Here is a 26315-nt window from a genome sequence, read left to right on the forward strand (position 1 = left end):
GAGGCCGCCATGACCGAAGCCACCGGTTCCGCAGCGTCCGTCACCCAGCCGGACATCGCCTCCCTGCACCACGTCTGCCGCGAGCTCGCCGACGCGGCCGACGCGGTGCGCGACGCCGCCCGGTACGCCTCCGGCGTCGCCCTCGGCTCCCGGCTGCCGCTGGCGGCGGCCGGGCCGCGCCGGGCCCGTGCCGCGCAGCGCGGGCTGCTGCGGACCCTGATGGACCCCAAGGGCCTGGGCTGGGCCCCGCAGGGCGGCGCCCCGCTCGCCGGGGCGCTCTGGCTGGCCGGGGTGCTGACCAGCCGGGAGAGCCTCGCGGTCAGCCTCGCCGTCGCCGGCCTCAAGGCGCGGATCCGGGCGGCGGCCGTGCGCCACCCGGAGCTGCTCGACAACCCGACCACCTCGCGGGTGCTGCGCGCCATCGACGAGGACCGCCAGGCCGAGGCGGTGCGGCTGTTCCGGGGGCTGCTGACGGAGAAGGGCGCGGAGTACGCCCTCGCGCTGCTGGCTCCGTCCTTCACGGACATCATGGCCTGGAACGCGCTGACCGACGAGAACCCGTTCAACGACACCGCCGGCTGGCAGATCGCCACCGGGCGGCCGCTGACCTCCGACTACTTCGTCGGGATCAGCAGTTCGGTGTGGGCGTTCCTCAACCGGGGGAAGGGCCGCGCCGAACCGCACACCCCCTCGGCCGCCCTGCTGGGCAGCATCGACACCTCGGGCACGATCGTCGGCTACGTCCGCAACATCGGCCGGATCGGCACCCGGGGGCTGCTGCTCGTCCAGCAGGTCGACGGGCCGGACGGGGAGAGCCGCTACGTCGTGCAACTGGCCGGGATGGGGCCGAGTTTCAACCAGGAGAGCCCCCAGGACCTGCTGGGCGGCATCGACGCGGTGGGCTCCATCGACACCACCTATACCCGTGCGGTGGTCAGGGCCCTGCGCCGGCTCGTGCCCTCCGGGGCGCAGGTCGCGCTGGTGGGCCACAGCCAGGGCGGGATCACCGCGATGAACCTGGCGGCGAGCCGGGACTTCAACGCGCTGTACACGGTGACGCACGTGGTCGCGGTCGGTTCGCCCATCGACCAGAAGCGGGCCGCCGATCCGCGCACCCGGGTGGTCTCGCTCGTCAACGAGCACGACATCGTGCCGAGCCTGGAGGGCCGCTCGTCGGTTTCCCCGTACGCACTGCCCAAGCAGTTCACGGAGTTCACCTGGACCGACGACACCCAGGCCTTCCCGCTGTGCCATGCCGCGGAGCGGTACGCGCACAACCTGGAGCACGACGTCCCGCACGCGCGCTCGCACGTCGACTCCGAACTCGCCGCCTTCCGCGGCCGGGTCACCGGCACGCACCTCTTCACCCTCCACGACCGCTGAGGACCCCGCATGACCGACACCGACTCGCACACTCCCCCGACGGATACGGCGCCGGCCGCTCCGGAGCTGCCGGCCCAGAGCTCCCACCGGCACCAGCCGCCGCCCGCACCGCCGCAGCCGTACGGCCCGCCCGGGCTGCTGGAGCGGCTGGAGTCGGCGGCGTTCGCCCGCGTCAACCAGACCCGCGAGTGGTACGAACTGCCCGCCCCGCTAGGCCTGTTGAACCTGGCCGTGATCCGGGAGGACCTGCGCCGCCACAACCTGCACGACACCTTCGGCGCGGGCGGCGAGCGCGACCGCCGGCCCACGAAGCACCTCGCGCCGTACCGCTCGTACGACGGCTCGGGCTACGACCCGTACGACGAGGACATGGGCCGGGTGGGCACCCGCCTGGACCGCAACTCCCCGCTGCACATGGCGTATCCGGACGAGGACGAGGCGCTGATGACGCCGAGTCCCCGCGAGGTGAGCCGGCAGCTGCTGGCCCGGCGCGGCTTCGTCCCCGCGCCCTCCCTGAACCTGCTGGCCGCCGCGTGGATCCAGTTCCAGAACCACGGCTGGGCCAACCACGGGGACAACGAGGAGGCCGAGCCGTTCACCGTCCCGCTCGCCGCCGACGACGACTGGGCCGAGCAGGGCGGCGGCTGCCCGATGCGGGTGAACCGCACCCGCCCCGACCCGGTCGCGCACACCACCCCGGACGTCCCGCCTACGTACGAGAACACCGTCAGCCACTGGTGGGACGGCTCGCAGATCTACGGGTCGGACGAGGCCCGCTGCCGCTCGCTGCGCACCGGGGAGCACGGGCGGCTGATCGTCGACGGCGGACGGCTGCCCGCCGATCCGCGGCCCGGGATGGACTGCCTGGACGCCACGGGCATGAACAGCGACTACTGGAGCGGCCTGTCGCTGCTGCACACGCTCTTCGCCAAGGAGCACAACTCCATCTGCGACCTGGTCCGTTCGCACCATCCCACCTGGGACGACGAGCGGATCTTCCACACGGCGCGGCTGGTGAACACCGCCCTCATGGCGAAGATCCACACGGTGGAGTGGACCCCGGGCGTCCTCGACCACCCGGTGGTGCACCAGGCGATGCGCGCCAACTGGTACGGGCTGCTGCCCCGCTGGGTCACCAAGACCTTCGGCCGGATCGGCGGCGAGGTCCTCAGCGGCTCCCGGGGCTCGGGCACCGACCACCATGCCGCGCCCTTCTCCATGACGGAGGAGTTCGTCTCGGCGTACCGGCTGCACCCGCTGATCCCCGACGAGATCACCGTCCGGGACCACCGGCGCGGGGCGCCGCGCGAGACCGTCGGCTTCGACGACATGCAGGGCGCGACCACGCGCACCGCGGTCGACGCGTACGGGATGAGCGACCTGTTCTACACCTTCGGCGTCTCGAACCCGGGGGCGCTGGTCCTGCACAACCACCCGGACGCGCTGCGCAACCTGAAGCGGCTGTCCGGCGAGCACATCGACCTCGGCACGGTGGACGTCCTGCGCGACCGCGAGCGGGGCATCCCCCGCTACAACGCCCAGCGGCGGATGCTGCGCAAGCGGCCCGTCACCTCCTTCGAGGAGCTGACCGGCGGGCATCCGGGGGACACCCCGCTGCTGCGGGAGCTGTACGACGGCCGGCTCGACCGGGTCGACACCCTGGTCGGGAACCTGGCCGAGCCCCGTCCGGCGGGCTTCGGGTTCAGCGACACCCTCTTCCGGGTGTTCGCGCTGATGGCCACCCGCCGCATCAAGAGCGACCGGTTCTTCACCACCGACTACCGGCCTGAGGTGTACACGGCCGAGGGGCTGCGCTGGATCGACCGGAACTCGATGGTGACGGTGCTGCTGCGGCACCACCCCGAACTGGCCCCGGCGCTGGCCGGCGTGAGCAACGCCTTCGCGCCCTGGAAGGAGCGGTCATGAGCGGGCACCCCGCCGACGGACTGCGCGGCCACGCCGCCGCCCTGCGCGAGCGGGCGGACCGGCTGCGCGGGGCCTGTGACGGCCTGGACTGGCGGGGCCCGCAGGCCGATGCCTTCCGGGCCCGGGTCGAGGAGCTGGCCCGGCGGTGCGCCACGGCCGCGGACGGGCTGTCGCGCTCCGCGGCCCGGCTGGACGGCCGGGGGTAGGTCCCGGGGCGGGGTGGGGCCCGGTCCCGCCGCTACTTCATGCGGTACTGGGCCTTGTCCGCGAGCTTGCCGTCCTTGAAGCAGAAGCGGAGCACGTCCTCGGTCTGCCCGTCGGCGGCGGAGAGGTACCAGGCGCAGACGCTGCCGGCGGGCTCGGCGGGGCCGCCCTCCTTGAGGGCTTCCTTGACGAAGGTGTCGCCCGAGGGGAGCTTGGCGCGGACCTCGCCCTCGGCGTCGCCGACCTTCACCGCCTCGTAGACCTTGGGGTCGAGCAGGGTCTTGTCGGCTATGTCGAGGACCTTGGCCGCCCCGAAGAACAGCGCCACGAGGAGCCCCACCCCCAGCACCAGCGCGATACCGCACCCGATGAGACAACCCTTGCGCTGAGCCATGGCCCCGTTCCTCCGTGCCCTCGACGTTCCGGTGCGGTCCGCACCTTCCTGCCGGAGCCTCGCAGGGGTGCGGGGGCCGGTGCCGTACTCGAAAGTCTCGGGCCGGGGCGACGATCGTCGTTCAGAGGTCTCCGGGGTCGGTGTTGGCCCCGCACAGGACGACGGCGACCCGCTCGCCCAGCGGGTCCGGGGCGGTGCGCAGGGCCGCCAGTGCGGTGGCCGCGCCGTTCTCGACGACGATCCGGTGCTCGTCCCAGAGCGTCCTGCGGGCGGCGGTGATCGCCTCGTCGGGGACGAGCACCGACACGGCGTTCGCCTGCCGGGCGGCGGCGAGGGCGTCGGCCGAGACGCGGGGGGCGCCGAGGGAGTCCGCGGCGACGGAGGCCACCGGGACGTCGACGGGCTCGCCCGCCTCCAGGGCGGCGTTCAGGGCCCGGCAGTGCTCGGGCTCGGCGGCGACCACGCGGACGCCGTGCTCGCGGGCGGCGGTGGCGACGCCGGCGAACAGCCCGCCGCCGCCGACCGCGACGACGACGGTGTCCAGGCCGGGCAGGGCGGCCCGTACCTCGTCGAGCAGGGTGCCGGCGCCCGCGGCGACGAGCGGGTGGTCGTAGGCGTGGCTGCTCAGGGCGCCGCTGTCGGCGGCGAACTCCCGGCAGGCGGCGAGGGCCTGGCCGTACCGGTCGCCGACGAGCCGTACGTCGGCCCCGTAGCCGCGCAGCCGGTCGACCTTGACGCGCGGGGCGTTGCCGGGGAGGAACACGGTGGCGGGGATGCCGTGGGCGCGGGCCGCCCAGGCGCAGGCCAGGCCGGCGTTGCCGCCGGAGGCGATGGTGACGCCGGCGGCGGGGAGGCGGCCGGCCTCGCGGTGCGCGGCGAGGAAGTTGTGCGCGCCGCGCGCCTTGAAGGAGCCGGTGTGCTGGAGGTACTCCAGGGCGTACCAGACGCCTTCGGAGGCGGGTACGACCGCGGCGGGCCGGACGGCGCCGGCGGTGCGGGCTGCGGCGGCGCGGACGGCGGTGTAGTCGAGCTGCTGTTCCATGGCCGGTCTGCCTTTCTCGGTGTCAGGACGCGGGCGGTGTCAGGGCGCGGCGGTGTCAGGGCGCGGGGCGCCGGCCGGCGGGCCGGGCCGCCTCGATGAGCTGGCGCAGGGCGCCGTGGTAGACCTCGTGGTCGGTCAGCGGGGGCAGTACGTCGGCCAGTGCGCCGGTGAGGACCGGGAACTCGTCCGGGTCGAGCGCGGCGATGGCCGCCCGGGAGGCGGCGGTGGCCCCGGCCGGGTCGCGGTGGTCGACGAAGGCGGCGCTGCCCAGGGTGAGCAGGTACATCCGGCGGTAGGCGGTCATGGCCTCGGCCGGGGTCATCCCGGCGGCGACGCCGTCGGCGAGTGCGGGTTCGACGAGGCGGGCCAGCAGCTGCCGGCCGAGCCAGGGGCGGCCGCCGCGCAGGACGAGCAGTCCGGGGTGGGCGGTGAGCAGCCGGTAGAGGGCGCCGAAGCGCTGTTCGCAGGCTTCGGCCCAGCCGGTGCCGGCGGGGACTTCGGGGAGCTGTCCGGCGAGGTGGTCGGTGCACAGGTCCAGCAGGCCGGCGAGGTCGGTGCAGCGGCGCTGGACGGTGGCGTGGGAGACGCCGAGCCGTTCGGCGAGGGCGCGGAAGCTGAGGGCCCCGGGCCCTTCCTCGTCGAGGATGCGCAGGGCGGTGAGTGCGATGGCCTCCGGGGTGGCGCGGTCCAGGGCGGGTGATGTCCTCGGCATGAGATACAGCGTATCAGCCGACGTAACATACGCCGGATCTTCATCCCGTCCGCCACGGACGTGTGACATCGACTGCGGCCAAATTGCTGGTCATCGAGCCATAACCACCGACTCCCGTTGACAGCGGGTAGTCACACCGCTGCACTGAGGCACGACCGTCCGCCGGTACTCCCCCACGCCAAGGAGGCCCCGTGCCGCCTCGCCCGCGCGCCGCGCTCCCCTGTCTCACCGCGGCCGCCCTGCTCGCCCTCGCGCTCGTCCCCGCCCCCGCGGCGGCCGAGCCGACCGCGACCTGGGACACCCCGCTGGCCCTCACCCCGCCCATGGGGTGGAACAACTGGGCGCACTACATGTGCGACATCGACGAGGCCAAGGTGGTCGCCAACGCCGACGCCCTGGTCGCCGGCGGTCTCGCCGCCAAGGGCTACGACACGGTGACCGTGGACGACTGCTGGATGCTCAAGGAGCGCGACGCGGAGGGGAACCTGGTCACCGACCCCGTCAAGTTCCCGCACGGCATGGCCTGGCTCGGCGAGTACCTGCACGCCAAGGGGCTGAAGTTCGGCATCTACGAGGACGCCGGCTCCCTCACCTGCGAGCGCTACCCGGGCAGCGGCTCCCCCGACGGCGGCGGCCCGGACCACTACGCCCGCGACGCGCGGCAGTTCGCGTCGTGGAAGGTGGACTACGTCAAGATGGACGGCTGCAACCTGTGGGTGCCGCCCGGGAAGACCAAGGAGCAGGCCTACCGCGACGCCTACAACTCCGTCGCCCGGGCGCTGCGCGACAGCGGCCGCCCGATGGTGCTGTCCGCCTCCGCGCCCGCCTACTTCCAGCAGGGCGAATGGGGCGGCTCCGACTGGCACAAGGTCCTCGACTGGGTCGGCGAGACGGGCCAGTTGTGGCGCGAGGGCCGGGACATCAAGGTGTACGCCCCGAACGCCCCCGCCACCTCCCGCTGGAGCTCGGTGCTCGGCAACTACGGCTACAACCGCTGGCTCGGCCGGTACGCGGCCCCCGGCAACTGGAACGACCCCGACTTCCTGATCGCGGGCGCCCCCGGCCTCACGGACGCGGAGAGCCGCAGCCAGGTCGGGCTGTGGGCGATGATGGCGGCCCCCTTCATCCTGTCCTCCGACGTGTCCGCCCTCACCCCGGGCGGGCTCGCCGCGCTCGGCAACACCCGCCTGATCGGGCTGGACCAGGACCCGCTGGGCCGGCAGGGCGCCGTGGTCTCCTCCAACGCCACCTTCGAGGTGCTGGCCCGGCCGCTCGCGAACGGCGACCGCGCGGTGGCCGTCCTCAACCGCTCCGGCAGCGCCCGGGACGTCTCCGTGCCGCTGGCCGACGTCGGACTGCCGCCCGCGTGCGTGGCGGACGCCGAGGACCTGTGGACCGGGCGCCGCACCGAGGTGGTGGACGCGCTGACCGGCCGGCTCGGCGCCCACGACACGGCCGTGTGGCGGCTCACCCCGCGCGGCTGCGCCGAGGCGGTGCCCACCGGGCAGATCAACGGGCTCGGGGCCAAGTGCGCCGACGGGGCCAGCACCAGCGGGGCCGGCTCGGTGGTCCTCGGCACCTGCACCGCCGGGGCCGACCAGCGCTGGACCCTGGGCGGCGGCGGACGGCTGAAGCTGGCCGGCGAGTGCCTGACGGCCCGCGCGGGCGGCCTGGTGGAGCTGGCGGACTGCGCCCCGGGCCGGCAGGCGGGCCAGAGCTGGAGCCACCGGCGCGACGGGACCCTGGTCGAGGAGACGGGCGGGCAGTGCCTGACCGCCCCGGCGGCGCCCGCGACCCCCGACGCCCCGGCCGAGCGGCTGCGGCTGGCGGCCTGCGGCGACCACCAGGTGGACCAGGCCTGGTCGCTCCCCGTTTAGGCCGTCTCCGGCGGGAAGCCGCCCCGCGCCGTCACACTTCCGGGGGAATCGGCTCCGGGCGGACCCCCGCCCGGAGCGGGTGCCGGGTTCACTGGCCCGGACCGGAGGGGCGGCCGCCGGAACGATTCGGCGGCCGCCCCTTCCCGGTGTGGGCCACGAGGCGACAGGAGTGCACCGACATGTCCGAGACCGCGCACGAGCGCACCCAGCCCCCCGCGCCCGGCGCCGGCATCACCGACGGCGTCGTGGAGCTGCGCAAACGCCGCCCGGCCGGTCCCGCCCCCGAGGGACGTGCCGCGGGCGGGGGCTGCGGCTGCGAGGCGGTGCGGGCGCAGCCGCCGGGAGCGGCGCGCCGGTGAGGGCTCCGGGGCTACCGTGACAGGGCGGAGGTGGCTCCGGATGACCCGAGTGCGGGGGGACCGGGGGACGCGCCCGGCGGGCGCCGTCGCCGGCCTGGCCGCGGCGTTCGCGGGCCTGGCCGTCGCGGAGCTCGCGGCTGCGTTCGTACGCCCCGAGGCGGCCCCGCTCACGGCGGTCGGCGGGGCCGTGGTGGACCGCACCCCGGCGGCCGTCAAGGAGTGGGCCGTACGGGCCTTCGGCACCGCCGACAAGCCCGTCCTGACCCTGGGAACGGTGCTGCTGCTGGCCGTGCTCGCCGCGGCGGCCGGGATCCTCGCCACGCGCCGCCCCCGCGCGGGCTGCGCGCTCGCCGCCTCGGTGGGGATCCTCGGGGCGGTCGCGGCCCTGGGCCGGCCGGGGGCGGGCTGGCGGGACGCGCTGCCCTCGCTGGCGGGGGGCGCGGTGGCCGCCGGGGTGCTGTACGTGCTGGCCTCGGCCCTGCGCCGGCCCCGCGCCGCGCCCGGCCGCTCCGGCGGCACCTGGCCGCTGGACCGGCGCGCCTTCGGCCGGCTGCTGGCGGCCACCGTGGCGGGCTCCGCCGCGGCCGGGTACGCGGGCCGGCGCCTCGGCGCCCACGGCGCGGCCGGGGCCACCGCCTCCCGGGCGGACCTGGCCCTGCCGCCGCCCGCCGTCCCCGCGCCGGCGGTACCGGCCGGGGCGGACCTCGGCGTACCGGGCCTGGGGCCGTTCCTCACCCCCGCCCGGGACTTCTACCGCGTGGACACGGCCCTGGTGGTGCCCCGGGTCGACGCGGACGCCTGGCGGCTGGACATCCGCGGGGAGGGCGTCGCCCGACCCCTGACCCTGACCCTGCCGGAGCTGCTCGCCCGGCCGCTCGTCGAGCACGACATCACCCTGTGCTGCGTCTCCAACGAGGTCGGCGGCCCCTACGTCGGCAACGCCCGCTGGCTCGGCGTGCGCCTCGCCGACCTGCTGCGCGAGGCCGGGGTGCGGCCGCCGTCGCGGGGCGGGCCCGCCGACCAGCTGGTGGCCCGGTCGGTGGACGGGATGACGATCGGCACCCCCGTAGAGGCGGTGATGGACGGCCGGGAGGCGCTGCTGGCGGTCGGGATGAACGGGGCGCCGCTGCCGTTCGCGCACGGTTTCCCCGTCCGGATGGTCGTCCCGGGCCTCTACGGGTACGTCTCCGCCTGCAAGTGGCTGCGCGAGCTGCGGCTGACCACGTTCGACGCGTACGACGCGTACTGGGTGCGGCGCTCGTGGGCGCGGGAGGCGCCGGTCAAGACGCAGTCGCGGATCGACACCCCGCGCCCCTTCTCGCAGCGCCCGGCGGGCCCGGTCGCGGTGGCGGGGGTGGCGTGGGCGCAGCACCGGGGGATCGCCCGGGTGGAGGTGCGGGCCGACGGCGGGCCCTGGCGGGACGCCCGGCTCGGCGCGGCCGACGGGGTGGACACCTGGCGGCAGTGGGTGTGGCCGTGGGAGGCGGCGCCCGGGCGCCACACCCTGGAGGTCCGGGCCACCGACGGCCGGGGCGAGGTCCAGCCGGAGCGGCGTACGGGCACCCTGCCCGACGGGGCGACGGGCTGGCACTCCGTCACGGTGGACGTGCGCGCGTAGCGTGGCGCGACCGGGCATGGTGAGGGGGGCGCCCCGCCCCGCATCCCGTACCGCCCCGTACCCCGTCCCGCACCCCAGGAGCCGACGCCGTGGAGCTGACCAGCACGTCGTTCCTCGTCACACTGATCGCGGCCACCGTGCTGGCCATGCTCCTCGCGCTCCTGGCCTGGAACCGGGTGCCGGGCCCGGGCGCGGTGCGCTGGGCCGTCCGGGTGGTGTTGCTCGGGCTGTGCCAGCTGACGGCGGTCTGCGTGGTGGCCGCCTGGACCAACGCGGGCTTCGGGCTGTACGCCTCCTGGGACGACCTGCTGGGCACCGGCGGGCGCGGCGCCTCTTCGATGACCGGGCCGCCGGTGGGCCGGGCGAAGTTCACACCGGGCGCGAACGGCACCCGCAGCACGTACTTCCGGGGCAGCCGCTCGAAGCTCGCCGGCCAGGTGATCGTGTGGACCCCGCCGGAGTACGACGCCCCGGGCGCGGACCGGACCCGGTTCCCGGTGCTGGTGCTGCTCCACGGGTATCCGGGCTCGCCGGGCTCCTGGTTCGACCTCGGCTCGATGCCGGACGCGCTGGATCAGCTGGTGCAGCTCGGGGCGGTGCGGCCGTTCGTGCTGGTGGTGCCGGAGATCTATCCCGGCGGGGTGAACACCGACTGCAGCGACACCCCCTCGCGCAAGGTCGCCACCTGGCTCGCTCGGGACGTGCCCGAGCTGGTCGCGCGGAACTTCCGTACGCTGCCCCGGCCGGAGGGATGGGGGCTGATGGGCGTGTCGACGGGGGCGTTCTGCGCGGTGAAGCTGCCGCTGCAGTACCCGGGGGTGTTCCGGGCGGGCGCGGCCCTGGACCCGGACCCGCTGACCGGGGACCCGGAGGTGCTGGCCGATCCGGTGCTGCGGGAGCGCAACAGCCCGATGTGGCTGGCCGGGCACGCGAAGGGGGCGGACGTCGGGCTGTTCCTGGCCACCTCCGCGCAGGACAAGGACAGCCCGCCGCGGCAGCTGGCGGACTTCACCCGGGCGGCGCGGGGCACCGGGATCCGGGTGAAGACGCTGGTACGGCCGTCCGGGGGCCACAACTTCCAGACCTGGAGCGGGATGTACCCGGACGCGCTGGGCTGGCTGAGCACGGAGCTGGCCGCGCCGGCCGCGCCTCAGGCCCTGTCTTAGGCCGTGTCCTACGGCGTGCCTTCCGGATCAGGCCAGGCGGACCGGCAGGGCCTCGACGCTGTTGCCTATGAAGCTGCGCTGGTGCGGGAGTTCCGCCTCCGGGACGGCGAGGTCGAGGCCGGGGAAGCGGGTGAAGAGCCGTTCCAGGGCGATGGTGGCCTCCAGCCGGGCGAGCGGGGCGCCGACGCAGTAGTGCGCGCCGTGCCCGAAGGAGAGGTTGCGGCCGGCACCGGGGCGGGTGACGTCGAACCGGTCCGCGTCGGGGCCGTGGACGGCGCCGTCGCGGCCGGCCGCCGTGTAGCCGGCCAGGACGGGCGTGCCCTTGGGGATCACGGTGCCGCCGAGGGGCAGGTCGCGGGTGGGGTAGCGGAAGGGGAACCAGCTGACCGGCCCGTCCCAGCGCAGGGTCTCGTCGACCACGTCCGACCAGCTCGCCTTGCCGCCCTGGACCAGGGCGAGCTGGTCGCGGTGGGTGCACAGGGCGCGGACGGCGTTGCTGATCAGGTTGAGGGTGGTCTCGTGGCCGGCGACGAGCATCAGCCGCATGGTGCCGATGAGTTCGGCCTCGCTGAGCCGGTCGCCGTCGTCGTCGCGGGCCGCGATCAGGGCGCTGGTCAGGTCCTCGCCGGGTGCGGCGCGGCGGGCCGCGGCGATGGTGGCGATCAGCTCGACGAGTTCCCGTACGGCGGCCATGACCTCGGCGGGCGGGACGTCGGTGGAGATGATCACGGTGTTGGAGAGGTGGTGCAGCCTGCCGCGGTGCTCGGGGTCGACGCCGAGCAGTTCGCAGATGACGCTCATCGGCAGCGGCAGTGCGAAGTGCGTGCGCAGGTCGGCGGTCCCGTCGGCGGAGTCCCCGGCGGCGCGGGCGAGGCCGTCGAGGAGCTCGTCGGCGAGCTCCTCGACGCGCGGGCGCAGCCGTTCCACCTGGCGGGCGGTGAAGGCGTTGCCGACGAGGGAGCGCAGGCGGCGGTGGTCGGCGTCGTCGGCGGTGTGCATGCCCTGGGCGTTGGCGAAGACCCGCAGCGGCCAGTCGGCGGGGACCGTGCCGTCGTGCAGGCCGGGGAAGTGGCGGGCGTCCTTGGCCACGTCGGGGTGGGACAGGAACTCCTTCAGCTCCTCGTGCCCCAGGACGACCGCGCCGGGTACGCCTCCCGGGAGGACCACCTCGGCCACCGCGCCGCGGGCGCGCAGCCGGGCGTTGAGGGCGTGGGGGCAGCCGCCGGCGGGGTCGATGACGTGGGCCTGGGGGTGCGCGGGGGCGCGGTCGGGTGACAAGCGGGCTCTCCTGAGGCTGGCCGGACGGGCGGATCCCGGCCAACAGTGCGGCCTGAAGGGGGTGTTCTACAAGCCCGGCCGCCTCATTTCCCGGTCCGCGGACCGCGCCGGGGCGCTACCTCCGGGCCTGCTCCGGACGCCGGAACAGGGCCGTCCAGAGGAAGGGTTCGCCGAAGAGCGGTGACGCGGCGCCCTCGTCGCGCATCCGGCGCAGTTCGACCTCCTCCAGGCCGGAGAAGATCAGGCGCAGCGACTCGGGGGTGTAGGCGAGACCGCCGCCGAGGCTGCCCTGCCGGTAGAGCTCGGCGTCGGGGAGTTCGCTGCCCATGGCGCCGGAGGCGAAACAGGTGAGGGCGAAGTGGCCGCCGGGGGCGAGGACGCGGTCCAGGAGGGCCAGGTAGCTGACGCGCCGGTGGGGCGGCAGGTGGTGGAAGCAGCCGGAGTCGTACACCAGGTCGTAGGGGCCGGTCAGTTCGGTGGCGGTGAGCTGGAAGGCGTCGCCCCGGTGGAAGCGGACGCCGGTGGCGCCGGTTTCGCGGGCGCGCTCCTCGGCCCAGGCGACGGCCGTCGGCGACAGGTCGACGGCGTCGACCTCGAAGCCGAGGGAGGCGAGGTGGAGGGCGTTGCGTCCGGGTCCGCAGCCGAGGTCGAGGGCGCGGCCGGGGCGGATCAGGCCCCGCTCCGCGTACGAGACGAGGTTCTCGTCCGGCTTCGCCACGAAGAAGGGAACGGGCTTGGAGCGGTCGGCGTAGAAGCCGTCCCACCAGGAGGCGCCGCCGTCGGTCCAGCGGTCGGCGTCCTGGGCGAACAGCCCGTCCAGGAGGGCCAGTACATCTTCCGTCGAGCGTATGGTGCGGTCCATCAACTCCCCTTCGGTCAGGGGATGATCATAGTCCGGCAGGGCACATCGCCGCAGGTCGGAGGCGGTGCGAGAGGGGTGCGGGCGGACGCGTGCGGGCCTGCGGGGAGGGAGGCCTCCCCGCCCGTCACGGGCGGGGCGCGCGGCCGCCACAGCGCCCCCCGAGGGCCGTCCCGGGGCCGTCCCGGGGCGGGCCGGGCCCGCTTTCCGAACGAGTTCCGAACGGGCTCCGAACGGGTTCCAACGGAGTCCGACGGGGTCCACGCATGGGTGTACGCATGGGTGTACGCATGATGCGTACACTGTTCGCATCGGGTTAGGCTGGGGGCATGTCCTCTTCAGAGCAGCAGACCCTCGCCCCGGTGGCCTCCGTGTGGACCAGGCCGCGGCGACAGAAGGAACAGCCCGCGCTCAGCCAGGAGCAGATCGTCGCGGCCGCGGTGCGGCTCCTGGACGCCGAGGGCATCGAGGCGCTCAGCATGCGCAAGCTCGGCGCGGAGATGGGCACCGCCGCCACCTCGCTCTACCGGCACGTGACCAACAAGGACGAGCTGATCGAGCTGGTCGTGGACGAGGTCTACGGCGAGCTGGAACTCCCCGCGGCCGACAGCCCGGGGGAGAAGTGGCGCGAGGCCCTGGCGCAGTGCGGCCACAGCCTGCGCGCGATGGTGCTGCGCCACCCCTGGGTGGCCTCGGTCCTGGGCCAGGTCGGGCTGGCGCACCTGGGCCCGAACCTGATCCGGATGTCGGAGCGGCTGCTGGGGCTGTCCGTGGCGGCGGGGTTCCCGGCGGGCGAGGCCGACCTCGCGGTGAAGGCCGTCATCTCCTACGTCATCGGCGCCACCACCAGCGAGGCCTCCTACCTCTCGCTCCTCGCGCGCAGCGGGAAGACCGAGAGGGAGTGGCTGGAGTCGCTGCTGCCCGCCGCCGAGGCGGCCCTGGAGGACCACCCCGTGGTGAAGGACCACGCGTACTCCCGGCACAACCAGGACCCGGCGCGGCTGCGGGACGAGAACTTCGACTACGGGCTCCAGCGGGTCCTCGACGGCCTCTCGGTCCGGCTCGGCCGGGACTGACGCGGGAGGCCGGGCGGCCCGGGCCGCGGGGAGCGGTCCGGGCCGCCCGGCGACCCGGATCAGCCGCGGCCGGCCCCGGACGGCGGGAAGGTCAGCTCGCGGTCCTCGCCGAGCGGGGCGAAGTGCCGCTCCACCGAGGCCTGGCGGACCTGGAAGAGGGCGGCCGGGGACCAGCGCGGGCGGCGGTCCTTGTCGATCACCTGGGCCCGGATGCCCTCCACCAGGTCGGGAGTCGACAGCGCGGCGGCGGAGACCCGGTACTCCTGCTCCAGCACCCGCTCCAGCGAGTCCAGTCCGCGGGCGCGGCGCAGCGCGGCGAGGGTGACCTTGAGGGAGGTCGGCGACTTGGCGTGCAGGAGCTGGGAGGCCTCCCGCGCGGCCGCCAGGCCCGACTCCAGCAGCCGCTTGTGGATCTCCTCCACGGTGTCGGCGGCGTAACAGTGGTCGATCCACTCCCGGTCGGCGGCGAGCGGGGCCTCGGGGGTGGTGCCGTGGAACTTGGGCAGCACCTCGGCGACGGGCGCCCTGGTGAGCTCCCAGGTGAACTCCTCCAGCCAGCCGGAGGGCAGGTAGTGGTCGGCGAGGCCGCACAGCAGGGCGTCGCCCGCGCCGACCGCCGTGCCGGTGAGGGCCAGATGGGTGCCGAGCTCGCCCGGGGCGCGGGAGAGCAGGTAGGTGCCGCCGACGTCGGGGACGAAGCCGATCCCGGTCTCGGGCATGGCCACCCGGGACCGCTCGGTGACGATGCGGACGCCGCCGTGGGCCGAGAGCCCGACGCCGCCGCCCATCACGATCCCGTCCATGAGGGCCACGTACGGCTTGGGGTAGCGGGCGATGCGGGCGTTGAGCCGGTACTCGTCCCGCCAGAAGTCGAGGGAGCCGGTGGTGCCCGCCTTCGCGTCGGCGTGGATCGCCCGGATGTCCCCGCCCGCGCACAGGCCGCGCTCCCCGGCGCCGCGCAGGAGGACCTGGCTCACGGCGGGATCGTCCTCCCAGGCCGTCAGGGCTTCCCCGATCCGCAGCACCATGGGATGGGTGAGGGCGTTGAGGGCCTGGGGGCGGTTGAGGGTGATCAGCCCCGTGCAGCCGTCGGTCTCGGTCAGAACGGTGTCGTCGGTCACGTCCGTCAGTATGTCTCCTCCCCCGCCCCATGAAGATCGTTTCTGGTGGACTTGTCAAGTCTGACCGGATTCGGGATGAACCAGGTCTGTACCAGGGGTGAGCGGGACCGCGGCGGTGCACCGCCCGGGCGGGCGTCAGTCACGGGGGCGGGCCCGGTGTTCGCGCCAGGCGGCGAGGGCCTGCTCACGGGTGCCGTCCGGGTGGCGGGCGTGCCAGTCGCGCAGGAAGCGGTTGAACTCGAACTGGGCGCCGACCTCCTGGGGTTCGGCGGCCCGCTGCCGGGTGGCGTGCCAGTGGGCGACGGCCTCGGCGAGCGTACGGCCCGCGCCCTGGGCGACGTACTCCCGCATGAAGGCGTCGAAGTGGAAGCCCGGCCCGATCTCCCGGAGGAAGAACTCCCGGAGCACCTGGCTGCACCGCTGCCCCTCGGGGATCACGCTGGCCCCGTCGACGGGCGCCTTCAGCTGGCGCCCGCCGCGCCGGGCGGCCGGAACGGGGGCCGGGAGGGCGCGGCCGTCCAGCGCGGCGGCGAGCCGCTGCGTGAGGGCGGCCTTGCCTCCGCCGGCGGGGACGCCCTTCCGCCGGGCGAGCCCGGTCAGCTCCTCCAGCGTCCAGTACCAGCGCAGCAGCTCGGCGCCGGACAGCTCCGGGGTCGGTTCGGGCCGGCTCTCCGCCACGCGATTCGCACTCATGTTCCCATCCTAGGGGTGGCGACACGGCCGGCCCGCCCCGGGACACGCGTGCAACCGCGCCCGCGGTTTCCTACGGTCGTCCCCATGGACTCCCCCGCTTCCGCCCCGGCCCTCGACGCCGGCACCGCGCTCGTGCTCATCGACCTCCAGCAGGGCATCCTGGCCCTGCCCACCGCCCGGCCCGGCGACGAGATCCTGCGCAACGGCATCGCGCTCGCCGAGGCCTTCCGCGCGCACAAGCTGCCGGTCGTCCTGGTGAACGTCGCCTGGTCGCCCGACGGCTGCGACCTGCCCACCACCGACGTCGACCGCCCCGGCCCGGCCGCGGCCCCGCCGGCCGCCTTCTCCGAGATCCCCGCCGAGCTGGCCGCCCTGGGGGACGTGAGGGTCACCAAACGCCACTGGGGCGCCTTCACCGGCACCGAGCTGGACCTCCAGCTGCGCCGCCGCGGGATCCACAAGATCGTCCTGGCGGGCATCTCGACGAGCATCGGCGTCGAGTCCACCGCCCGCGCCGCCTGGGAGCACAGCTACGGCCTGGTCTTCGCGGAGGACGCGACCGCCGACCTGGACGCCGACTCGCACGCCCACGCCTTCGGCAAGATCTTCCCCCGGATCGGCCGGGTCAGCTCCACCCGCGAGATCATCGCGGCCCTGGACGCACTCCGCTGACGGCAGCGGGGCACGCCACCTCCACCCACACGCACTTGCCGGCCGCACCGGGCCGCACGCCCCAGGACCGGGCCAGCCGGTCCACGATCACCAGCCCGTGCCCGCCCGGCTCCCGGGGGTCCTTCCCGTCCCCCGACGGGACGGGCGGCACCGGGTTCGCGTCGGTGACCTCGATCCGCAGCCGCTCGTCCGTACAGTCCAGGACCAGGACCCCGGGGCCGCCGCCGTGCAGACAGGCGTTGGCCACCACCTCCGAGACCAGCAGCAGGACGTCCTCCACCGCCTCGCGCGCCGCCGGACTCCGCACCGGCAGCCACCGCCACGCGGTCAGCGCCCGCCGGGTGAAGTCACGGCTGTGCAGGACCGGGTCGGCCATCCCTTCGAGGACCAGCAGCCAGTTGCGTTCGGCCCGGCCACGCTGCTCCACGGCTCCCGCCCCCTCTCATCGGCCCTGGTTCGCACCGAGCGCCTGCGCGACATCGGCATGGACCGGGAAGACCCCGTCCGCGCCGGTGATGCGGAACATCCTGGCGACCGGCCCGGTCAGCCCGGCCAGCTCCAGGCTGCCGCCGGCCTCCTGCACGGCGAGGCGGCCGTGGAGCAGGGCGTTGAGACCCGTCGAGTCGCAGAACCGCAGTCCCGCCATGTCGACCAGCAGCCGGCCGCCGCGGTGGGCGGCCGCGTCCAGGGCCTCCTTCAAGGGACCCGCCGTGTCATGGTCCAGCTCACCGCCGAGGGTGAGCAGTACCACCCCGTCCACCGCCCGCACCGCGACGGTGAACCGCTTGTCGTCCGCTCCGGAGACCATCCGGCATCACCTTCCGTCCGCTGCCCCCTACGCCTTCCCCCGGCCCGACGCTATATGCGGCGCCGCCGCACTCCTCGGGACTCTCGGGGAACCCGGCGGGTTTTCCCCCGGGCGGCCCGGTGCGCGGCCGGCGGCTCGGCGATGACACCGGATGGCACCACGTGGCGCCATCCCGCGCCACTCGTCCCCTCCCAATACCCCGCCCGACCTCGACTTTCCGTCGACCCGCCGCACGTTTCCGCAGGTCAGACCCGATGACGTCCATCACGGCACCATTCGGCGCCATCGACCCTTGCGCAAGGCGCCACAGTGGTGCCATGATGGCGTCATGGACCTCACGCCGTATATCGACACCCTCCGCCGCGAACTGGCGGTGGCCGCCGAAGCCGGCGGGGACGACGCCCGCGAGCTGGCCGAGAGGCTCACGGCTCCCCTGGAGTCGGCGACCCGGCTGACCATGCTCAACGTGCTGTCCGCCGCGATGGACGAGATCACCCGCGAGCTCGCCCCCGGCTCGGTCGACGTACGGCTGCGCGGGCTGGACCCCGACTTCGTCGTGACGCTGCCGGCCACCGGCGCCGCCCCGGCACCCCTCCCGGGCGCGCCGGCCGAACCGCTCGGCGCCCCGGCCCCGGCCGAGGGCGACGAGGGCGGCACCGCCCGCGTCAACCTGCGCCTGCCGGCCCACCTCAAGGCCCGCGCCGAGGAGGCGGCCAACCGCGAGGGGACGTCGGTCAACGCCTGGCTGGTGCGGGCGGTGTCGGCGGCGGTCGAGGGCGGCACCCGGCCGCGTCCGACGGACCGGATCCAGACCATCGGCCAGAGCGTCACGGGCTGGGTCCGCTAGCCGGGCCCGCACGCACCACCCCGCACCGGCACCACCCCACACCGGCACCACTCCACCCCAAGACCCAAGAGGACGGGACAGCCATGCCTTCTTTCGACACTCCCGAACCGATCTCGGTCACGGCGCACGTCGAGGCCGGCTCCATCCGCTTCACCGCGGGGGAGCGCCGCGACACGGTCGTCGAGGTGCTCCCCCGCATCCCGGAGAAGGACCGGGACGTGCGGGCCGCCGAGCAGACCGAGGTCTCGTACGCCAACGGCACCCTGACCGTCAGGACGCCGAAGCACCGCAACTCGCTGCGCCGCCCGGGGATCGTCGACGTGACCGTCGAGCTGCCCGCGGGGTCGGACGTCGACCTGACCGGCGCCTGGGCCCAGGTGCTCGGCGAGGGCCGGCTCGGCGAGGTCCGGGTGAAGACCTCGACCGGCGACGTCCGGCTCGACGCGACCGGGCCGCTGCGGCTGACCGCGTCGCACGGCTCGATCACCGTGGACCGCGTGGTGGGCCCGGCCGAGATCACCACCAGCTCCGGCAGCATGCGCGTCGGCCTCGTGGACGGCCCCGGCGTGCTCAAGAACTCGCACGGCAGCACGACCGTCGGCGCGGCGACCGGCGACCTGCGCGTGAGCGGCGCCCACGGCGACATCGACGTCCGGCGCGCCGAGGGCTCGGTCACCGCCACCACCGCCCACGGCGCCCTGCGGATCGGCGAAGTGGCGCGCGGCACCGTCGACCTGGAGACCGGCTACGGAACCATCGAGGTCGGCGTGCGCGAGGGCACGGCCGCCTGGCTCGACGTCAACTCCGGCTCCGGCCAGGTCCGCAACACGCTCACCGCCGGCGGCGCCCCGGAGGACTCCGAGGAATCGGTCCGGATCCGCGCCCGCACCCGGCACGGCAACATCGACGTCCTGCGCGCCAAGGCCTGACCCGGCCGCCGGGCGACCCCGTCCGGGCCGCCCGGCCGCCCCTCCCGCACAGCTCCAGCCGCTCCAGCCTTCGATCGGAGGGCCCCATGCCTTCTTCTGTCATGCCCACATCAATCCCCTCCCCGGCCCGGGAGCAGCAGGCCGCGGTCCGCGCCGCGGGCCTGCGCAAGTCGTACGGCGACAAGACCGTCCTCGACGGGGTCGACCTGCACATCCCCGCGGGCTGCGTGTTCGCGCTGCTCGGGCCGAACGGCGCCGGCAAGACCACCGCCGTGAAGATCCTCTCCACCCTCGTCACCGCCGACGGCGGTCAGGCCCAGGTCGCGGGCCACGACGTCGCCTCCGCCCCGGACCGGGTGCGTGCCGCGATCGGCGTGACCGGTCAGTTCTCCGCCGTCGACGGGCTGATCACGGGCGAGGAGAACATGCTCCTGATGGCGGACCTCCACCACCTGCCCAGGCCGGAGGGGCGGCGCGTGGCCGCGGAACTGCTGGAGCGCTTCGACCTGACCGCGGCGGCGAAGAAGCCCGCCTCCACCTACTCCGGCGGCATGAAGCGCCGCCTCGACATCGCCATGACCCTGGTCGGCGGCCCGCGGATCATCTTCCTCGACGAGCCCACCACCGGCCTGGACCCGCGCTCGCGCCACGCCATGTGGCAGATCGTCCGCGAGCTGGTCGCCGACGGGGTCACCGTCCTCCTCACCACCCAGTACCTGGAGGAGGCCGACGAACTCGCCGACCGCGTCGCCGTGCTCAACGGCGGCAGGATCGTCGCCGAGGGCACCCCCGAGGAGCTGAAGCGGCTGGTCCCCGGCGGGCACGTCCGGCTCCGGTTCTCCGACCCGGCGGCCTACCGCGCGGCGGCCGCCGCCCTGGACGCGGCGGCGCGGGACGACGAGGCGCTGTCGCTGCGGATCCCCAGCGACGGCAGCCAGCGCGAGCTGCGCTCCGTACTCGACTGGCTGGACGCCGTCGGCGTCGAGGCGGACGAACTGACCGTGCACACGCCCGACCTGGACGACGTGTTCTTCGCCCTGACCGGCGGCCGCGTCCCCGGAACCCAGCCCGCCCCCGCCGAGGAGGACGTCCGATGAGCTCCCTCTCCCCCGCCCTGCGCGACTCGTCCACGATGCTGCGGCGCAACCTGCTGCACGCCCGCCGCTACCCGTCCCTCACCCTGAACCTGCTGCTCACCCCGGTCGTCCTGCTGCTGCTCTTCGTCTACGTCTTCGGCGACGTGATGAGCGCGGGCATCGGGGGCGGCGGCGCCGACCGAGCCGACTACATCGCGTACCTGGTCCCGGGCCTGCTGCTGATGACCATCGGCAGCACCACGATCGGCACCGCGGTGTCCGTCTCCAACGACATGAGCGAGGGGATCATCGCCCGCTTCCGCACGATGGCGATCCACCGGGGCTCCGTCCTGGTCGGGCACGTCGTCGGCAGCGTGCTCCAGGCGGTCGTCAGCGTGGTGCTCGTCGGCGCCGTCGGGGTGGCCATCGGGTTCCGCTCGACGGACGCCACGGTGCTGGAGTGGCTCGCGGCGTTCGGACTGCTCGTGCTCTTCGCCCTGGCGCTCACCTGGATCGCAGTCGGGATGGGCATGGTCAGCCCCAACGCCGAGGCGGCCAGCAACAACGCCCTGCCGCTGATCTTCCTGCCGCTGATCTCCAGCGCGTTCGTCCCCGTCCAGGCGATGCCCGGCTGGTTCCAGCCGGTCGCCGAGTACCAGCCCTTCACTCCGGCCATCGAGACCCTGCGCGGGCTGCTCCTCGGCACGGAGATCGGGAACAACTGGTGGATCGCGCTGCTCTGGTGCCTCGGCCTGACCGTCCTCGGCTACCGCTGGTCGAAGGCGGCGTACGACCGCGACGCCGGGTGACCGTCAGAGCCGCTTCCTGCCCCTCCGCCCCCGCGGAGGGGCTTCGGCGTGCACGCTGCGTGACCGCCGGGGTCCCGGGCGGGACGGCGGTGGCACGCGTTGCCTCGATGTCATTCCGCGTTCGCTCAGCGGAGGCTCAGATCCGGATAACGATGACATCACTGCGCAAGGGTCTTTGGGCCTGGTCACGGGCGAATGGCCGATTTGCCGGTGATGTTCGCCACGGCCCGGCGCCGGGCACCGTGGTACATCTTCTCGACCGCCTGCCGGACCACCCACGTCCGGACAGGGGCGCTGAAGTCGGCCGACCGCCGGCATGCAACTCCATCAGCATCCGGGGGATCGGAACCCGATCCGCGGCCGAGCACGGCGGCGGATCGGCATGGAGCGGAAAGGCGCACCAGAGCATGACCTCGACGCAGGTCGAACAGCACCACGGCGACGACAACGCCACCACGGGCACCACGCCCGAGGAGGGCTACGAGCGCGGCCTCGGCAGCCGCCAGGTCCAGATGATCGCCATCGGCGGCGCCATCGGCGTCGGCCTCTTCCTGGGAGCCGGGGCGAACATCGCCAAGGCCGGACCCAGCCTCATCCTCATGTACGCCCTCGCCGGCGTCATCGTCTTCTTCATCATGCGAGCGCTCGGCGAGCTGCTCCTGTACCGCCCCGTCTCGGGTTCCTTCGCGGAGTACGCCCGCGAGTTCCTGAGCCCGTTCTTCGGGTTCGTCACGGGCTGGACGTACTGGCTCATGTGGGTGGTCACCGGCATGGCCGAGCTGACCGCCGCGGCCATCTACGTGCACTTCTGGTTCCCGGACGTCCCCCAGTGGGTGACCGCCCTCGTCTTCCTGGTGGTCCTGTACGTCGCCAACCTCATCTCGGTGAAGATCTTCGGCGAGATCGAGTTCTGGTTCTCGATGGTCAAGGTCACGGCCCTGATCGGCATGATCGTGATCGGCATCGGCGTGGTCACCTTCGGCTTCAGCCAGGCCGGTGACACCGCCGCCGTGTCCAACCTCTGGGCCTTCGACGGCATCTTCCCCAAGGGCGTCGGCTCCAGCCTGATGACCCTGCAGGGCGTCATGTTCGCCTACCTGGCCGTCGAGCTCGTCGGCGTCACGGCGGGCGAGTCCGAGAACCCGGAGAAGACCCTCCCCAAGGCGATCAACACCCTGCCCTGGCGCATCATCGTCTTCTACGTCGGTGCGCTCAGCGTGATCCTGATGGTCGTCAAGTGGACCGAGTTCCAGCCCGGCGTCAGCCCATTCGTGGCGGCCTTCGCCAAGATCGGCATCCCGGCCGGTGCGGCGATCGTCAACTTCGTGGTGCTGACCGCGGCCCTGTCGTCCTGCAACTCCGGCATGTACTCCACCGGCCGCATGCTGCGCGACCTGGCCGCGAACTCCGAGGCCCCCAAGCTGCTCGGCAAGCTCAGCTCCACCAAGACCCCGGCCGTGGCCATCACCCTCTCCACCGCCCTCATGGGCATCGGCGTGGTCCTGAACTACGTCGTCCCGGAGAAGGCCTTCGGCTACGTCACCTCGGTGGCGACGGCGGCCGGCATCTGGACCTGGCTGATGATCCTGGTCAGCCACATCCGCTACCGCCGCGCGGTGGACGCGGGCAAGCTGCCCGCCTCCTCCTTCCCGGCGCCGGGCGGCACCATCTGCAGCTGGATCGCCGTGGCCTTCCTGCTGCTGGTCACCGTGATGATCGCCATCGACCCGGACAGCCGCGTCTCCCTGTACGTGGGCGCCGGCTGGGCGGTCTGCCTGGCCATCGGCTGGGCCGTGCTCAAGTCGCGCAACCCGCAGGTCGCGGCGCGTGCGGCGGGCGAGGCCGACGAGGCGCTGGAGCCCGCGGCCCGGTCCTGACCGCTGACCGCACTCCCCCGACGGGGGCGTGCCGGCCCCTCCCCCGGCCGGTACGCCCCCTTCGGCGTACCCGCGACCGGGACGGGGCGGGTCCGGTTCAGGCGGCCTCGACGGCCATGCTGCCGGTGGCCGCGTCCAGGCTGTCGACGACCGCCGCCAGGCTGCCCGTCGCCGCGTAGACGGCCCGCTGGCGGTGGGCGCCGGTGCCCCGGCGGCACATCCCGGCCCACAGGGCCCGCACGGCACCCAGGTCGCCTGCCCGCTCCAGCCCCGGGGCCGCCCGCTCCACCAGCCGGTCGACGAGCAGCCGGGCGGGCGCCCGCACGCCGGTCCACACGTCCAGGCCGGGTCCGTCGATCCCGTGCCGGGCGGCCAGCCGGTGGGCGGCGCGCAGCACCCGCTCGGGAGGTTCGGGCGGCGGTACGCCCGCGTCCGCCTCGTCGAGCAGGACCGACGCGAGGCCTCGTACCAGGACGGCGGTCAGGACGACGGTGTCGACGTCGGCGTTGACGTCGGCGATGCGGATCTCCAGCGTCGGCACGTGCTCGGAGGGACGGGCGTGCCAGTAGAGCATGCGGCGGTCGAGCAGCACCCCCGCGGCGACCAGGCCGTCCACGTACTCGACGTACTGGCGCTCGTCGACCAGGGGCGGCGGCCCCACGGTCGGCCAGCCGGAGTACGCGACCGTGCGCCAGCTGTCGAGGCCGGTGTCGCGGCCGCAGACGAAGGGGGAGTTCCCGGTGATCGACTGGAGCACCGGCAGCCAGGGCCGCATCTGGTTCGCCAGCGCGAGGGCCCGCCCCCGGTCGAGGCGGCCGACGTGCACGTGGCAGCCGCAGACGAGGCGGGATGGCCCCACGAGCCCGGCGAACCGGCTCGCCATCAGCCGGTAGCGGGGATTGTCGGTGATGGTCAGCGGCTCCCGCGGCGGGACGACGGGGCTCCCCGAGGCCACCGCGAGGCAGCGGGCCCGCTCGGCGGCCTCCGCGACGGAGCACCGCAGCCGCAGCAGCTGCCGGCGCAGGTCCTCGCGCTCGCCGGCGGGCCGGGTGCAGACCTCCACCTGGGTGTTGTAGAACTCGGCCTGGACCTGATCGCCCAGCTCCGCCGCGAGCTCTCCGATCACCTCCGGAGCCCGGTTCACCGGCGCCCTGCTGTCGCGGTCCACGAGGTGGAACTCCTCTTCCACCCCCATGGTCAGTACGTCCATCGGGTCCTCCTTGCCGAGTGCCCGGCACCTGCACGTCGGCCGTGCCGCCATGCGGGGCGCGGTCACGGGTACACGTCCGCGGCGTCGCGGACCTCCGCGGCCGTGTTCACCTCCATCATGCGCGGGGCGGCGTCCGCCAGGTCCCGGTGGACGGCCCGACGGGGTCGGCGTGCGGGCCGGCGAGGGCCACCTCCACAGGATCTCGCCGTGGTGGGAGCGCCACAATCCGAGGTCGCCACCCGTTCCCCCGCGCCCCTGAGCTTCAGCCCGAGCCGGGGATGCGGGCGTGCACGGTTTTGCCGCCCTCCGGCGTCGGCCGGACGTCCACCTGCGAGCTGAGCCTCCGCACGAGCGGCCAGCCGTACCCGCCGGTCGCTCCGGCGGGGTCGGCGGGGCGCCTGCGGGGCGGGGCGGGGCTGGAGTCGGTGACGTCGATGTCCAGGCCGTCGGCCGACCAGCCGAGGGCGAACCCGCACGGGCCGGAGGCGTACTTCACCGCGTTGGTCACCAGCTCGCTGGCGACGAGCAGCGCGGCGTCCCGCACCTCCACGGGAACCGGGCGCCCTGCGGCACCCGCCTCGTCCACCAGGTGGCGGACCTCCTCACGGGCCCGGGCCGGTGCACCGTCTCCCTGGCACTGACAGTGCCGTCGCACCGGGCGGGTCGGAGCGGAGTCCGCCATGCTCGATCACCTCAGCCCGTCTGACGCTCGCGTCCCCCGAGGAAGCCCCTTCCCCGTCCGCCGTGCCGTACTCCACCGTCGTCCGCGACGAACGGCGGCCGCCTCGACGCCCGCATGCCCCTGGTGCGGGCGATCTCGGACCCCGCGGCGGAGCCGAGGAAGTCGAGGACTTCGAGAGCGGGGCCCGGCCGGGAGGCCGAGGCCAGTACGCCTCCGCTGAACGTCGAGCTGATGGCGGTGTCGCCCGGCAGCGGTCCGGCGACGACGACGCCCGGCAGGTCCATCAGCTCGCTGTGCTGCTGGAACGCCAGGTCGGCCCGGCCGGACGACAGCAGACTGCCGGCCGGCACGCCCGGGGGTGCCTGGACGAGCCGGTCGGCGAGCGCACCGGCGAGGCCCAGCCGGCCGATCAGCTCGACGAGGGCCGTTCCGCTGGGACCGGTGGAGTAGGCGATGCGCTGCGCCGCTTCCAGGGCGGCCCGCAGGCCGGATTCCGAGGCGAGCTCCGGAACGGGTGATCCCGCCGGCACGGCGGCGACGACCTGGGAGATCCACAGCGGGCGCACCGTGCCCGCCGCGAGGTGGCCCTCCTGCTCCAGCGCGGTCATGGCGCCGTCGGCGAGTACGAGCAGGTCGGCCTCGGCGCCCTCGCGCACCCGCCGTGCGACCTCGACCCCGCCGACGGCCTCGAAGCGCAGGCAGAGCCCGTGCACGAGCCGGATCCGCTCGGACAGTTCGGCCAGCAGGGGCCGCGTCGCCATCGAGGACAGCCCGGAGATCACTTGGTTCACGTCGCCTCCCTTGGTGTGCGGCAGATCGTACGGCGCTCCGTGCGGGGCCTCACAGGCGGTCTGCGAGACTGGCCGCGTGAGCACAACCCGGAGCACGGCGGCTGGAAAGGTCCTGGACGTCCTCTCGGCCTTCGACCGCGAGCACCCGTCGCAGACGCTGTCGGAGATCGCCCAGCGCACCGGCCTGGCCCTGAGCACGACGCACCGGGTCGTCGCCGAACTCGCGGCGTGGGGTGCTCTGGAGCGCGCGGAGGACGGGTCCTGGCACATCGGCCTGAGGCTCTGGGAGATCGCCTCGGGATGCCCGCGCACCCAGATCCTGCGCGACGTGGCGCTGCCCTTCATGCAGGACCTCTACGAGGCGACCCACGAGAACGTCCAGCTCGCGGTGCGCGAGGGCACGGAGCTCGTGTTCGTCGAGCGGATCGCCGGGCACCGGTCGGTGGAGCTGCTGACGATGGTGGGGGCCCGGTTCCCCATCGGCTCCACCGGGATGGGGCGCGTCCTGCTCGCGCACGCACCGGTGGACATCCAGGCAGAGGTCCTCGAATCCCCGCTGCGGGCCTGGACCCCGCACACCGTCACCGACCCGAAGACGCTCCGCGCGCAACTGGACCGCATCCGCCGCGAACACGTCTTCGTCAGCGACCGGCAGCTCTCCGAGAGCACCGTCGCGGTCTCCGCGCCCGTGCGGATCGGACGGAACGGGCCCGTCGGCGCGGCCCTCGGGATCGTGATCACGGCACGTGGGGCGAGCCGGGCGCGCGGACTGCGTGAGCCGCTGCTGAGGGCCGCGCACGCGATCTCCGGCGAGCTCGGCCGGCGTACCCGCTCCACCTCCTGAGATCCGAGCGGGCTTCCGCCTGACGGAAAGACCGGAGACCGGCCGCGGTCCCGGCTGCCAAC

The 26315-nt window shown here is 74.3% G+C and carries 27 protein-coding genes; 15 read left to right on the forward strand and 12 right to left on the reverse strand.

Annotated features, from left to right (window positions below):
- The first annotated feature begins 9 nt into the window (after positions 1–9).
- Genes ACQKM2_RS03375 through ACQKM2_RS03385 form a run of 3 tightly spaced genes read left to right on the forward strand, consistent with a single transcriptional unit; the run spans position 10 to position 3515 of the window.
- Positions 10–1383: an alpha/beta fold hydrolase gene (locus ACQKM2_RS03375; protein ID WP_427706042.1), complete on the forward strand. Its 1374-nt coding sequence runs from the start codon at positions 10–12 to the stop codon at positions 1381–1383.
- A 9-nt stretch (positions 1384–1392) separates the two neighbouring features.
- A complete protein-coding gene (locus ACQKM2_RS03380) occupies positions 1393–3309 on the forward strand; it encodes a peroxidase family protein (protein WP_427706044.1) in 1917 nt (638 codons plus the stop codon).
- Positions 3306–3515 (forward strand): hypothetical protein, encoded by a 210-nt coding sequence (locus tag ACQKM2_RS03385; RefSeq protein ID WP_427706046.1) that lies wholly within the window; start codon positions 3306–3308, stop codon positions 3513–3515. Before ACQKM2_RS03380 ends, ACQKM2_RS03385 begins: the two co-directional genes overlap by 4 nt.
- A gap of 32 nt (positions 3516–3547) precedes the next feature.
- Here ACQKM2_RS03385 and ACQKM2_RS03390 read toward each other — a convergent pair whose 3' ends face one another.
- The 3 genes from ACQKM2_RS03390 to ACQKM2_RS03400 form a co-directional block, all read right to left on the reverse strand.
- On the reverse strand, positions 3548–3907 hold the full coding sequence (locus ACQKM2_RS03390; RefSeq protein ID WP_427706048.1) for a hypothetical protein: 360 nt from the start codon (positions 3905–3907) through the stop codon (positions 3548–3550).
- Between the two features lie 121 nt (positions 3908–4028).
- Entirely contained in the window at positions 4029–4949 is a 921-nt protein-coding gene (locus tag ACQKM2_RS03395; protein WP_427706050.1) for a serine/threonine dehydratase, read from the reverse strand.
- A gap of 55 nt (positions 4950–5004) precedes the next feature.
- A complete protein-coding gene (locus ACQKM2_RS03400) occupies positions 5005–5661 on the reverse strand; it encodes a TetR/AcrR family transcriptional regulator (RefSeq protein ID WP_427706052.1) in 657 nt (218 codons plus the stop codon).
- A gap of 191 nt (positions 5662–5852) precedes the next feature.
- On the opposite strand from ACQKM2_RS03400, the gene ACQKM2_RS03405 reads away from it, so the two are divergent.
- From ACQKM2_RS03405 to ACQKM2_RS03420, 4 genes are all read left to right on the forward strand, one after another.
- On the forward strand, positions 5853–7538 hold the full coding sequence (locus tag ACQKM2_RS03405; RefSeq protein WP_427706054.1) for a ricin-type beta-trefoil lectin domain protein: 1686 nt from the start codon (positions 5853–5855) through the stop codon (positions 7536–7538).
- Positions 7539–7717: 179 nt separating this feature from the next.
- Positions 7718–7897, forward strand: a complete 180-nt coding sequence (locus ACQKM2_RS03410; protein ID WP_427706056.1) for a hypothetical protein — start codon at positions 7718–7720, stop codon at positions 7895–7897.
- 40 nt (positions 7898–7937) lie between these two features.
- Positions 7938–9515 carry a molybdopterin-dependent oxidoreductase gene (locus ACQKM2_RS03415; RefSeq protein ID WP_427706058.1) on the forward strand — a complete coding sequence of 526 codons (1578 nt, stop codon included), beginning with the start codon at positions 7938–7940 and terminating at the stop codon, positions 9513–9515.
- An 89-nt stretch (positions 9516–9604) separates the two neighbouring features.
- On the forward strand, positions 9605–10681 hold the full coding sequence (locus tag ACQKM2_RS03420; RefSeq protein ID WP_427706060.1) for an alpha/beta hydrolase: 1077 nt from the start codon (positions 9605–9607) through the stop codon (positions 10679–10681).
- Between the two features lie 27 nt (positions 10682–10708).
- Here ACQKM2_RS03420 and ACQKM2_RS03425 read toward each other — a convergent pair whose 3' ends face one another.
- Together ACQKM2_RS03425 and ACQKM2_RS03430 are read right to left on the reverse strand one after the other, a co-directional pair.
- Positions 10709–11959 carry a cytochrome P450 family protein gene (locus ACQKM2_RS03425; RefSeq protein WP_427706062.1) on the reverse strand — a complete coding sequence of 417 codons (1251 nt, stop codon included), beginning with the start codon at positions 11957–11959 and terminating at the stop codon, positions 10709–10711.
- A gap of 115 nt (positions 11960–12074) precedes the next feature.
- A complete protein-coding gene (locus ACQKM2_RS03430; RefSeq protein WP_427706064.1) occupies positions 12075–12821 on the reverse strand; it encodes a class I SAM-dependent methyltransferase in 747 nt (248 codons plus the stop codon).
- 326 nt (positions 12822–13147) lie between these two features.
- Between ACQKM2_RS03430 and ACQKM2_RS03435 the strand changes: the two genes are divergently transcribed.
- Positions 13148–13894 carry a TetR/AcrR family transcriptional regulator gene (locus tag ACQKM2_RS03435; protein WP_427706066.1) on the forward strand — a complete coding sequence of 249 codons (747 nt, stop codon included), beginning with the start codon at positions 13148–13150 and terminating at the stop codon, positions 13892–13894.
- A 59-nt stretch (positions 13895–13953) separates the two neighbouring features.
- Here the strand turns inward: ACQKM2_RS03435 and ACQKM2_RS03440 are convergent, their stop codons facing one another.
- Both ACQKM2_RS03440 and ACQKM2_RS03445 read right to left on the reverse strand, forming a co-directional pair.
- Positions 13954–15015 (reverse strand): enoyl-CoA hydratase/isomerase family protein, encoded by a 1062-nt coding sequence (locus ACQKM2_RS03440; protein ID WP_427706068.1) that lies wholly within the window; start codon positions 15013–15015, stop codon positions 13954–13956.
- 135 nt (positions 15016–15150) lie between these two features.
- Positions 15151–15708 carry a DUF6434 domain-containing protein gene (locus tag ACQKM2_RS03445; RefSeq protein ID WP_427706070.1) on the reverse strand — a complete coding sequence of 186 codons (558 nt, stop codon included), beginning with the start codon at positions 15706–15708 and terminating at the stop codon, positions 15151–15153.
- A gap of 84 nt (positions 15709–15792) precedes the next feature.
- Here ACQKM2_RS03445 and ACQKM2_RS03450 point away from each other — a divergent pair, with 84 nt between their 5' ends.
- Positions 15793–16380, forward strand: a complete 588-nt coding sequence (locus ACQKM2_RS03450) for a hydrolase (RefSeq protein WP_427706072.1) — start codon at positions 15793–15795, stop codon at positions 16378–16380.
- Here ACQKM2_RS03450 and ACQKM2_RS03455 read toward each other — a convergent pair.
- On the reverse strand, positions 16352–16807 hold the full coding sequence (locus ACQKM2_RS03455) for an ATP-binding protein (RefSeq protein ID WP_427706074.1): 456 nt from the start codon (positions 16805–16807) through the stop codon (positions 16352–16354). The genes ACQKM2_RS03450 and ACQKM2_RS03455 overlap by 29 nt on opposite strands.
- A gap of 15 nt (positions 16808–16822) precedes the next feature.
- Positions 16823–17188 carry an STAS domain-containing protein gene (locus ACQKM2_RS03460; protein ID WP_427706076.1) on the reverse strand — a complete coding sequence of 122 codons (366 nt, stop codon included), beginning with the start codon at positions 17186–17188 and terminating at the stop codon, positions 16823–16825.
- Positions 17189–17516: 328 nt separating this feature from the next.
- On the opposite strand from ACQKM2_RS03460, the gene ACQKM2_RS03465 reads away from it, so the two are divergent.
- From ACQKM2_RS03465 to ACQKM2_RS03485, 5 genes are all read left to right on the forward strand, one after another.
- Positions 17517–18035, forward strand: a complete 519-nt coding sequence (locus ACQKM2_RS03465; protein WP_427706078.1) for a hypothetical protein — start codon at positions 17517–17519, stop codon at positions 18033–18035.
- A gap of 83 nt (positions 18036–18118) precedes the next feature.
- Positions 18119–18964, forward strand: a complete 846-nt coding sequence (locus tag ACQKM2_RS03470) for a DUF4097 family beta strand repeat-containing protein (protein WP_427706080.1) — start codon at positions 18119–18121, stop codon at positions 18962–18964.
- Between the two features lie 101 nt (positions 18965–19065).
- Positions 19066–20061 carry an ATP-binding cassette domain-containing protein gene (locus ACQKM2_RS03475; RefSeq protein WP_427706082.1) on the forward strand — a complete coding sequence of 332 codons (996 nt, stop codon included), beginning with the start codon at positions 19066–19068 and terminating at the stop codon, positions 20059–20061.
- Positions 20058–20849, forward strand: coding sequence for an ABC transporter permease (locus ACQKM2_RS03480; RefSeq protein WP_427706084.1), 792 nt, complete (start codon positions 20058–20060; stop codon positions 20847–20849). The genes ACQKM2_RS03475 and ACQKM2_RS03480 overlap by 4 nt, the downstream gene beginning before the upstream one ends.
- 407 nt (positions 20850–21256) lie before the next feature.
- A complete protein-coding gene (locus ACQKM2_RS03485) occupies positions 21257–22726 on the forward strand; it encodes an amino acid permease (RefSeq protein WP_362467316.1) in 1470 nt (489 codons plus the stop codon).
- Positions 22727–22823: 97 nt separating this feature from the next.
- On the opposite strand, the gene ACQKM2_RS03490 is transcribed toward ACQKM2_RS03485, so the two are convergent.
- The 3 genes from ACQKM2_RS03490 to ACQKM2_RS03500 all read right to left on the reverse strand — a co-directional run bounded on the left by ACQKM2_RS03490 (position 22824) and on the right by ACQKM2_RS03500 (position 25409).
- Complete coding sequence (locus ACQKM2_RS03490; protein WP_427706086.1) at positions 22824–23936, reverse strand: carboxylate-amine ligase; 1113 nt, start codon at positions 23934–23936, stop codon at positions 22824–22826.
- Positions 23937–24198: 262 nt separating this feature from the next.
- A complete protein-coding gene (locus tag ACQKM2_RS03495) occupies positions 24199–24618 on the reverse strand; it encodes an ATP-binding protein (RefSeq protein ID WP_427706088.1) in 420 nt (139 codons plus the stop codon).
- An 11-nt stretch (positions 24619–24629) separates the two neighbouring features.
- The gene (locus ACQKM2_RS03500) at positions 24630–25409 is read right to left on the reverse strand and encodes a substrate-binding domain-containing protein (protein ID WP_427706090.1); all 780 of its coding nucleotides are present in this window, start codon (positions 25407–25409) and stop codon (positions 24630–24632) included.
- 76 nt (positions 25410–25485) lie between these two features.
- On the opposite strand from ACQKM2_RS03500, the gene ACQKM2_RS03505 reads away from it, so the two are divergent.
- Positions 25486–26253 carry an IclR family transcriptional regulator gene (locus ACQKM2_RS03505; RefSeq protein WP_427706092.1) on the forward strand — a complete coding sequence of 256 codons (768 nt, stop codon included), beginning with the start codon at positions 25486–25488 and terminating at the stop codon, positions 26251–26253.
- The last annotated feature ends 62 nt before the right edge of the window (positions 26254–26315 follow it).

The organism is Streptomyces sp. NPDC004126, from assembly GCF_050275515.1.
Lineage (GTDB): Bacteria > Actinomycetota > Actinomycetes > Streptomycetales > Streptomycetaceae > Streptomyces.

Coding starts and splice junctions, on each gene's coding strand:
- ACQKM2_RS03445 (WP_427706070.1), bottom strand. CDS start 15,708: ATGAGTGCGAATCGCGTGGCGGAGAGCCGGCCCGAACCGACCCCGGAG.
- ACQKM2_RS03380 (WP_427706044.1), top strand. CDS start 1,393: ATGACCGACACCGACTCGCACACTCCCCCGACGGATACGGCGCCGGCC.
- ACQKM2_RS03490 (WP_427706086.1), bottom strand. CDS start 23,936: ATGGACGTACTGACCATGGGGGTGGAAGAGGAGTTCCACCTCGTGGAC.
- ACQKM2_RS03430 (WP_427706064.1), bottom strand. CDS start 12,821: ATGGACCGCACCATACGCTCGACGGAAGATGTACTGGCCCTCCTGGAC.
- ACQKM2_RS03485 (WP_362467316.1), top strand. CDS start 21,257: ATGACCTCGACGCAGGTCGAACAGCACCACGGCGACGACAACGCCACC.
- ACQKM2_RS03385 (WP_427706046.1), top strand. CDS start 3,306: ATGAGCGGGCACCCCGCCGACGGACTGCGCGGCCACGCCGCCGCCCTG.
- ACQKM2_RS03475 (WP_427706082.1), top strand. CDS start 19,066: ATGCCCACATCAATCCCCTCCCCGGCCCGGGAGCAGCAGGCCGCGGTC.
- ACQKM2_RS03410 (WP_427706056.1), top strand. CDS start 7,718: ATGTCCGAGACCGCGCACGAGCGCACCCAGCCCCCCGCGCCCGGCGCC.
- ACQKM2_RS03400 (WP_427706052.1), bottom strand. CDS start 5,661: ATGCCGAGGACATCACCCGCCCTGGACCGCGCCACCCCGGAGGCCATC.
- ACQKM2_RS03435 (WP_427706066.1), top strand. CDS start 13,148: ATGTCCTCTTCAGAGCAGCAGACCCTCGCCCCGGTGGCCTCCGTGTGG.
- ACQKM2_RS03465 (WP_427706078.1), top strand. CDS start 17,517: ATGGACCTCACGCCGTATATCGACACCCTCCGCCGCGAACTGGCGGTG.
- ACQKM2_RS03495 (WP_427706088.1), bottom strand. CDS start 24,618: ATGGCGGACTCCGCTCCGACCCGCCCGGTGCGACGGCACTGTCAGTGC.
- ACQKM2_RS03395 (WP_427706050.1), bottom strand. CDS start 4,949: ATGGAACAGCAGCTCGACTACACCGCCGTCCGCGCCGCCGCAGCCCGC.
- ACQKM2_RS03480 (WP_427706084.1), top strand. CDS start 20,058: ATGAGCTCCCTCTCCCCCGCCCTGCGCGACTCGTCCACGATGCTGCGG.
- ACQKM2_RS03415 (WP_427706058.1), top strand. CDS start 7,938: ATGACCCGAGTGCGGGGGGACCGGGGGACGCGCCCGGCGGGCGCCGTC.
- ACQKM2_RS03460 (WP_427706076.1), bottom strand. CDS start 17,188: ATGGTCTCCGGAGCGGACGACAAGCGGTTCACCGTCGCGGTGCGGGCG.
- ACQKM2_RS03390 (WP_427706048.1), bottom strand. CDS start 3,907: ATGGCTCAGCGCAAGGGTTGTCTCATCGGGTGCGGTATCGCGCTGGTG.
- ACQKM2_RS03375 (WP_427706042.1), top strand. CDS start 10: ATGACCGAAGCCACCGGTTCCGCAGCGTCCGTCACCCAGCCGGACATC.
- ACQKM2_RS03450 (WP_427706072.1), top strand. CDS start 15,793: ATGGACTCCCCCGCTTCCGCCCCGGCCCTCGACGCCGGCACCGCGCTC.
- ACQKM2_RS03470 (WP_427706080.1), top strand. CDS start 18,119: ATGCCTTCTTTCGACACTCCCGAACCGATCTCGGTCACGGCGCACGTC.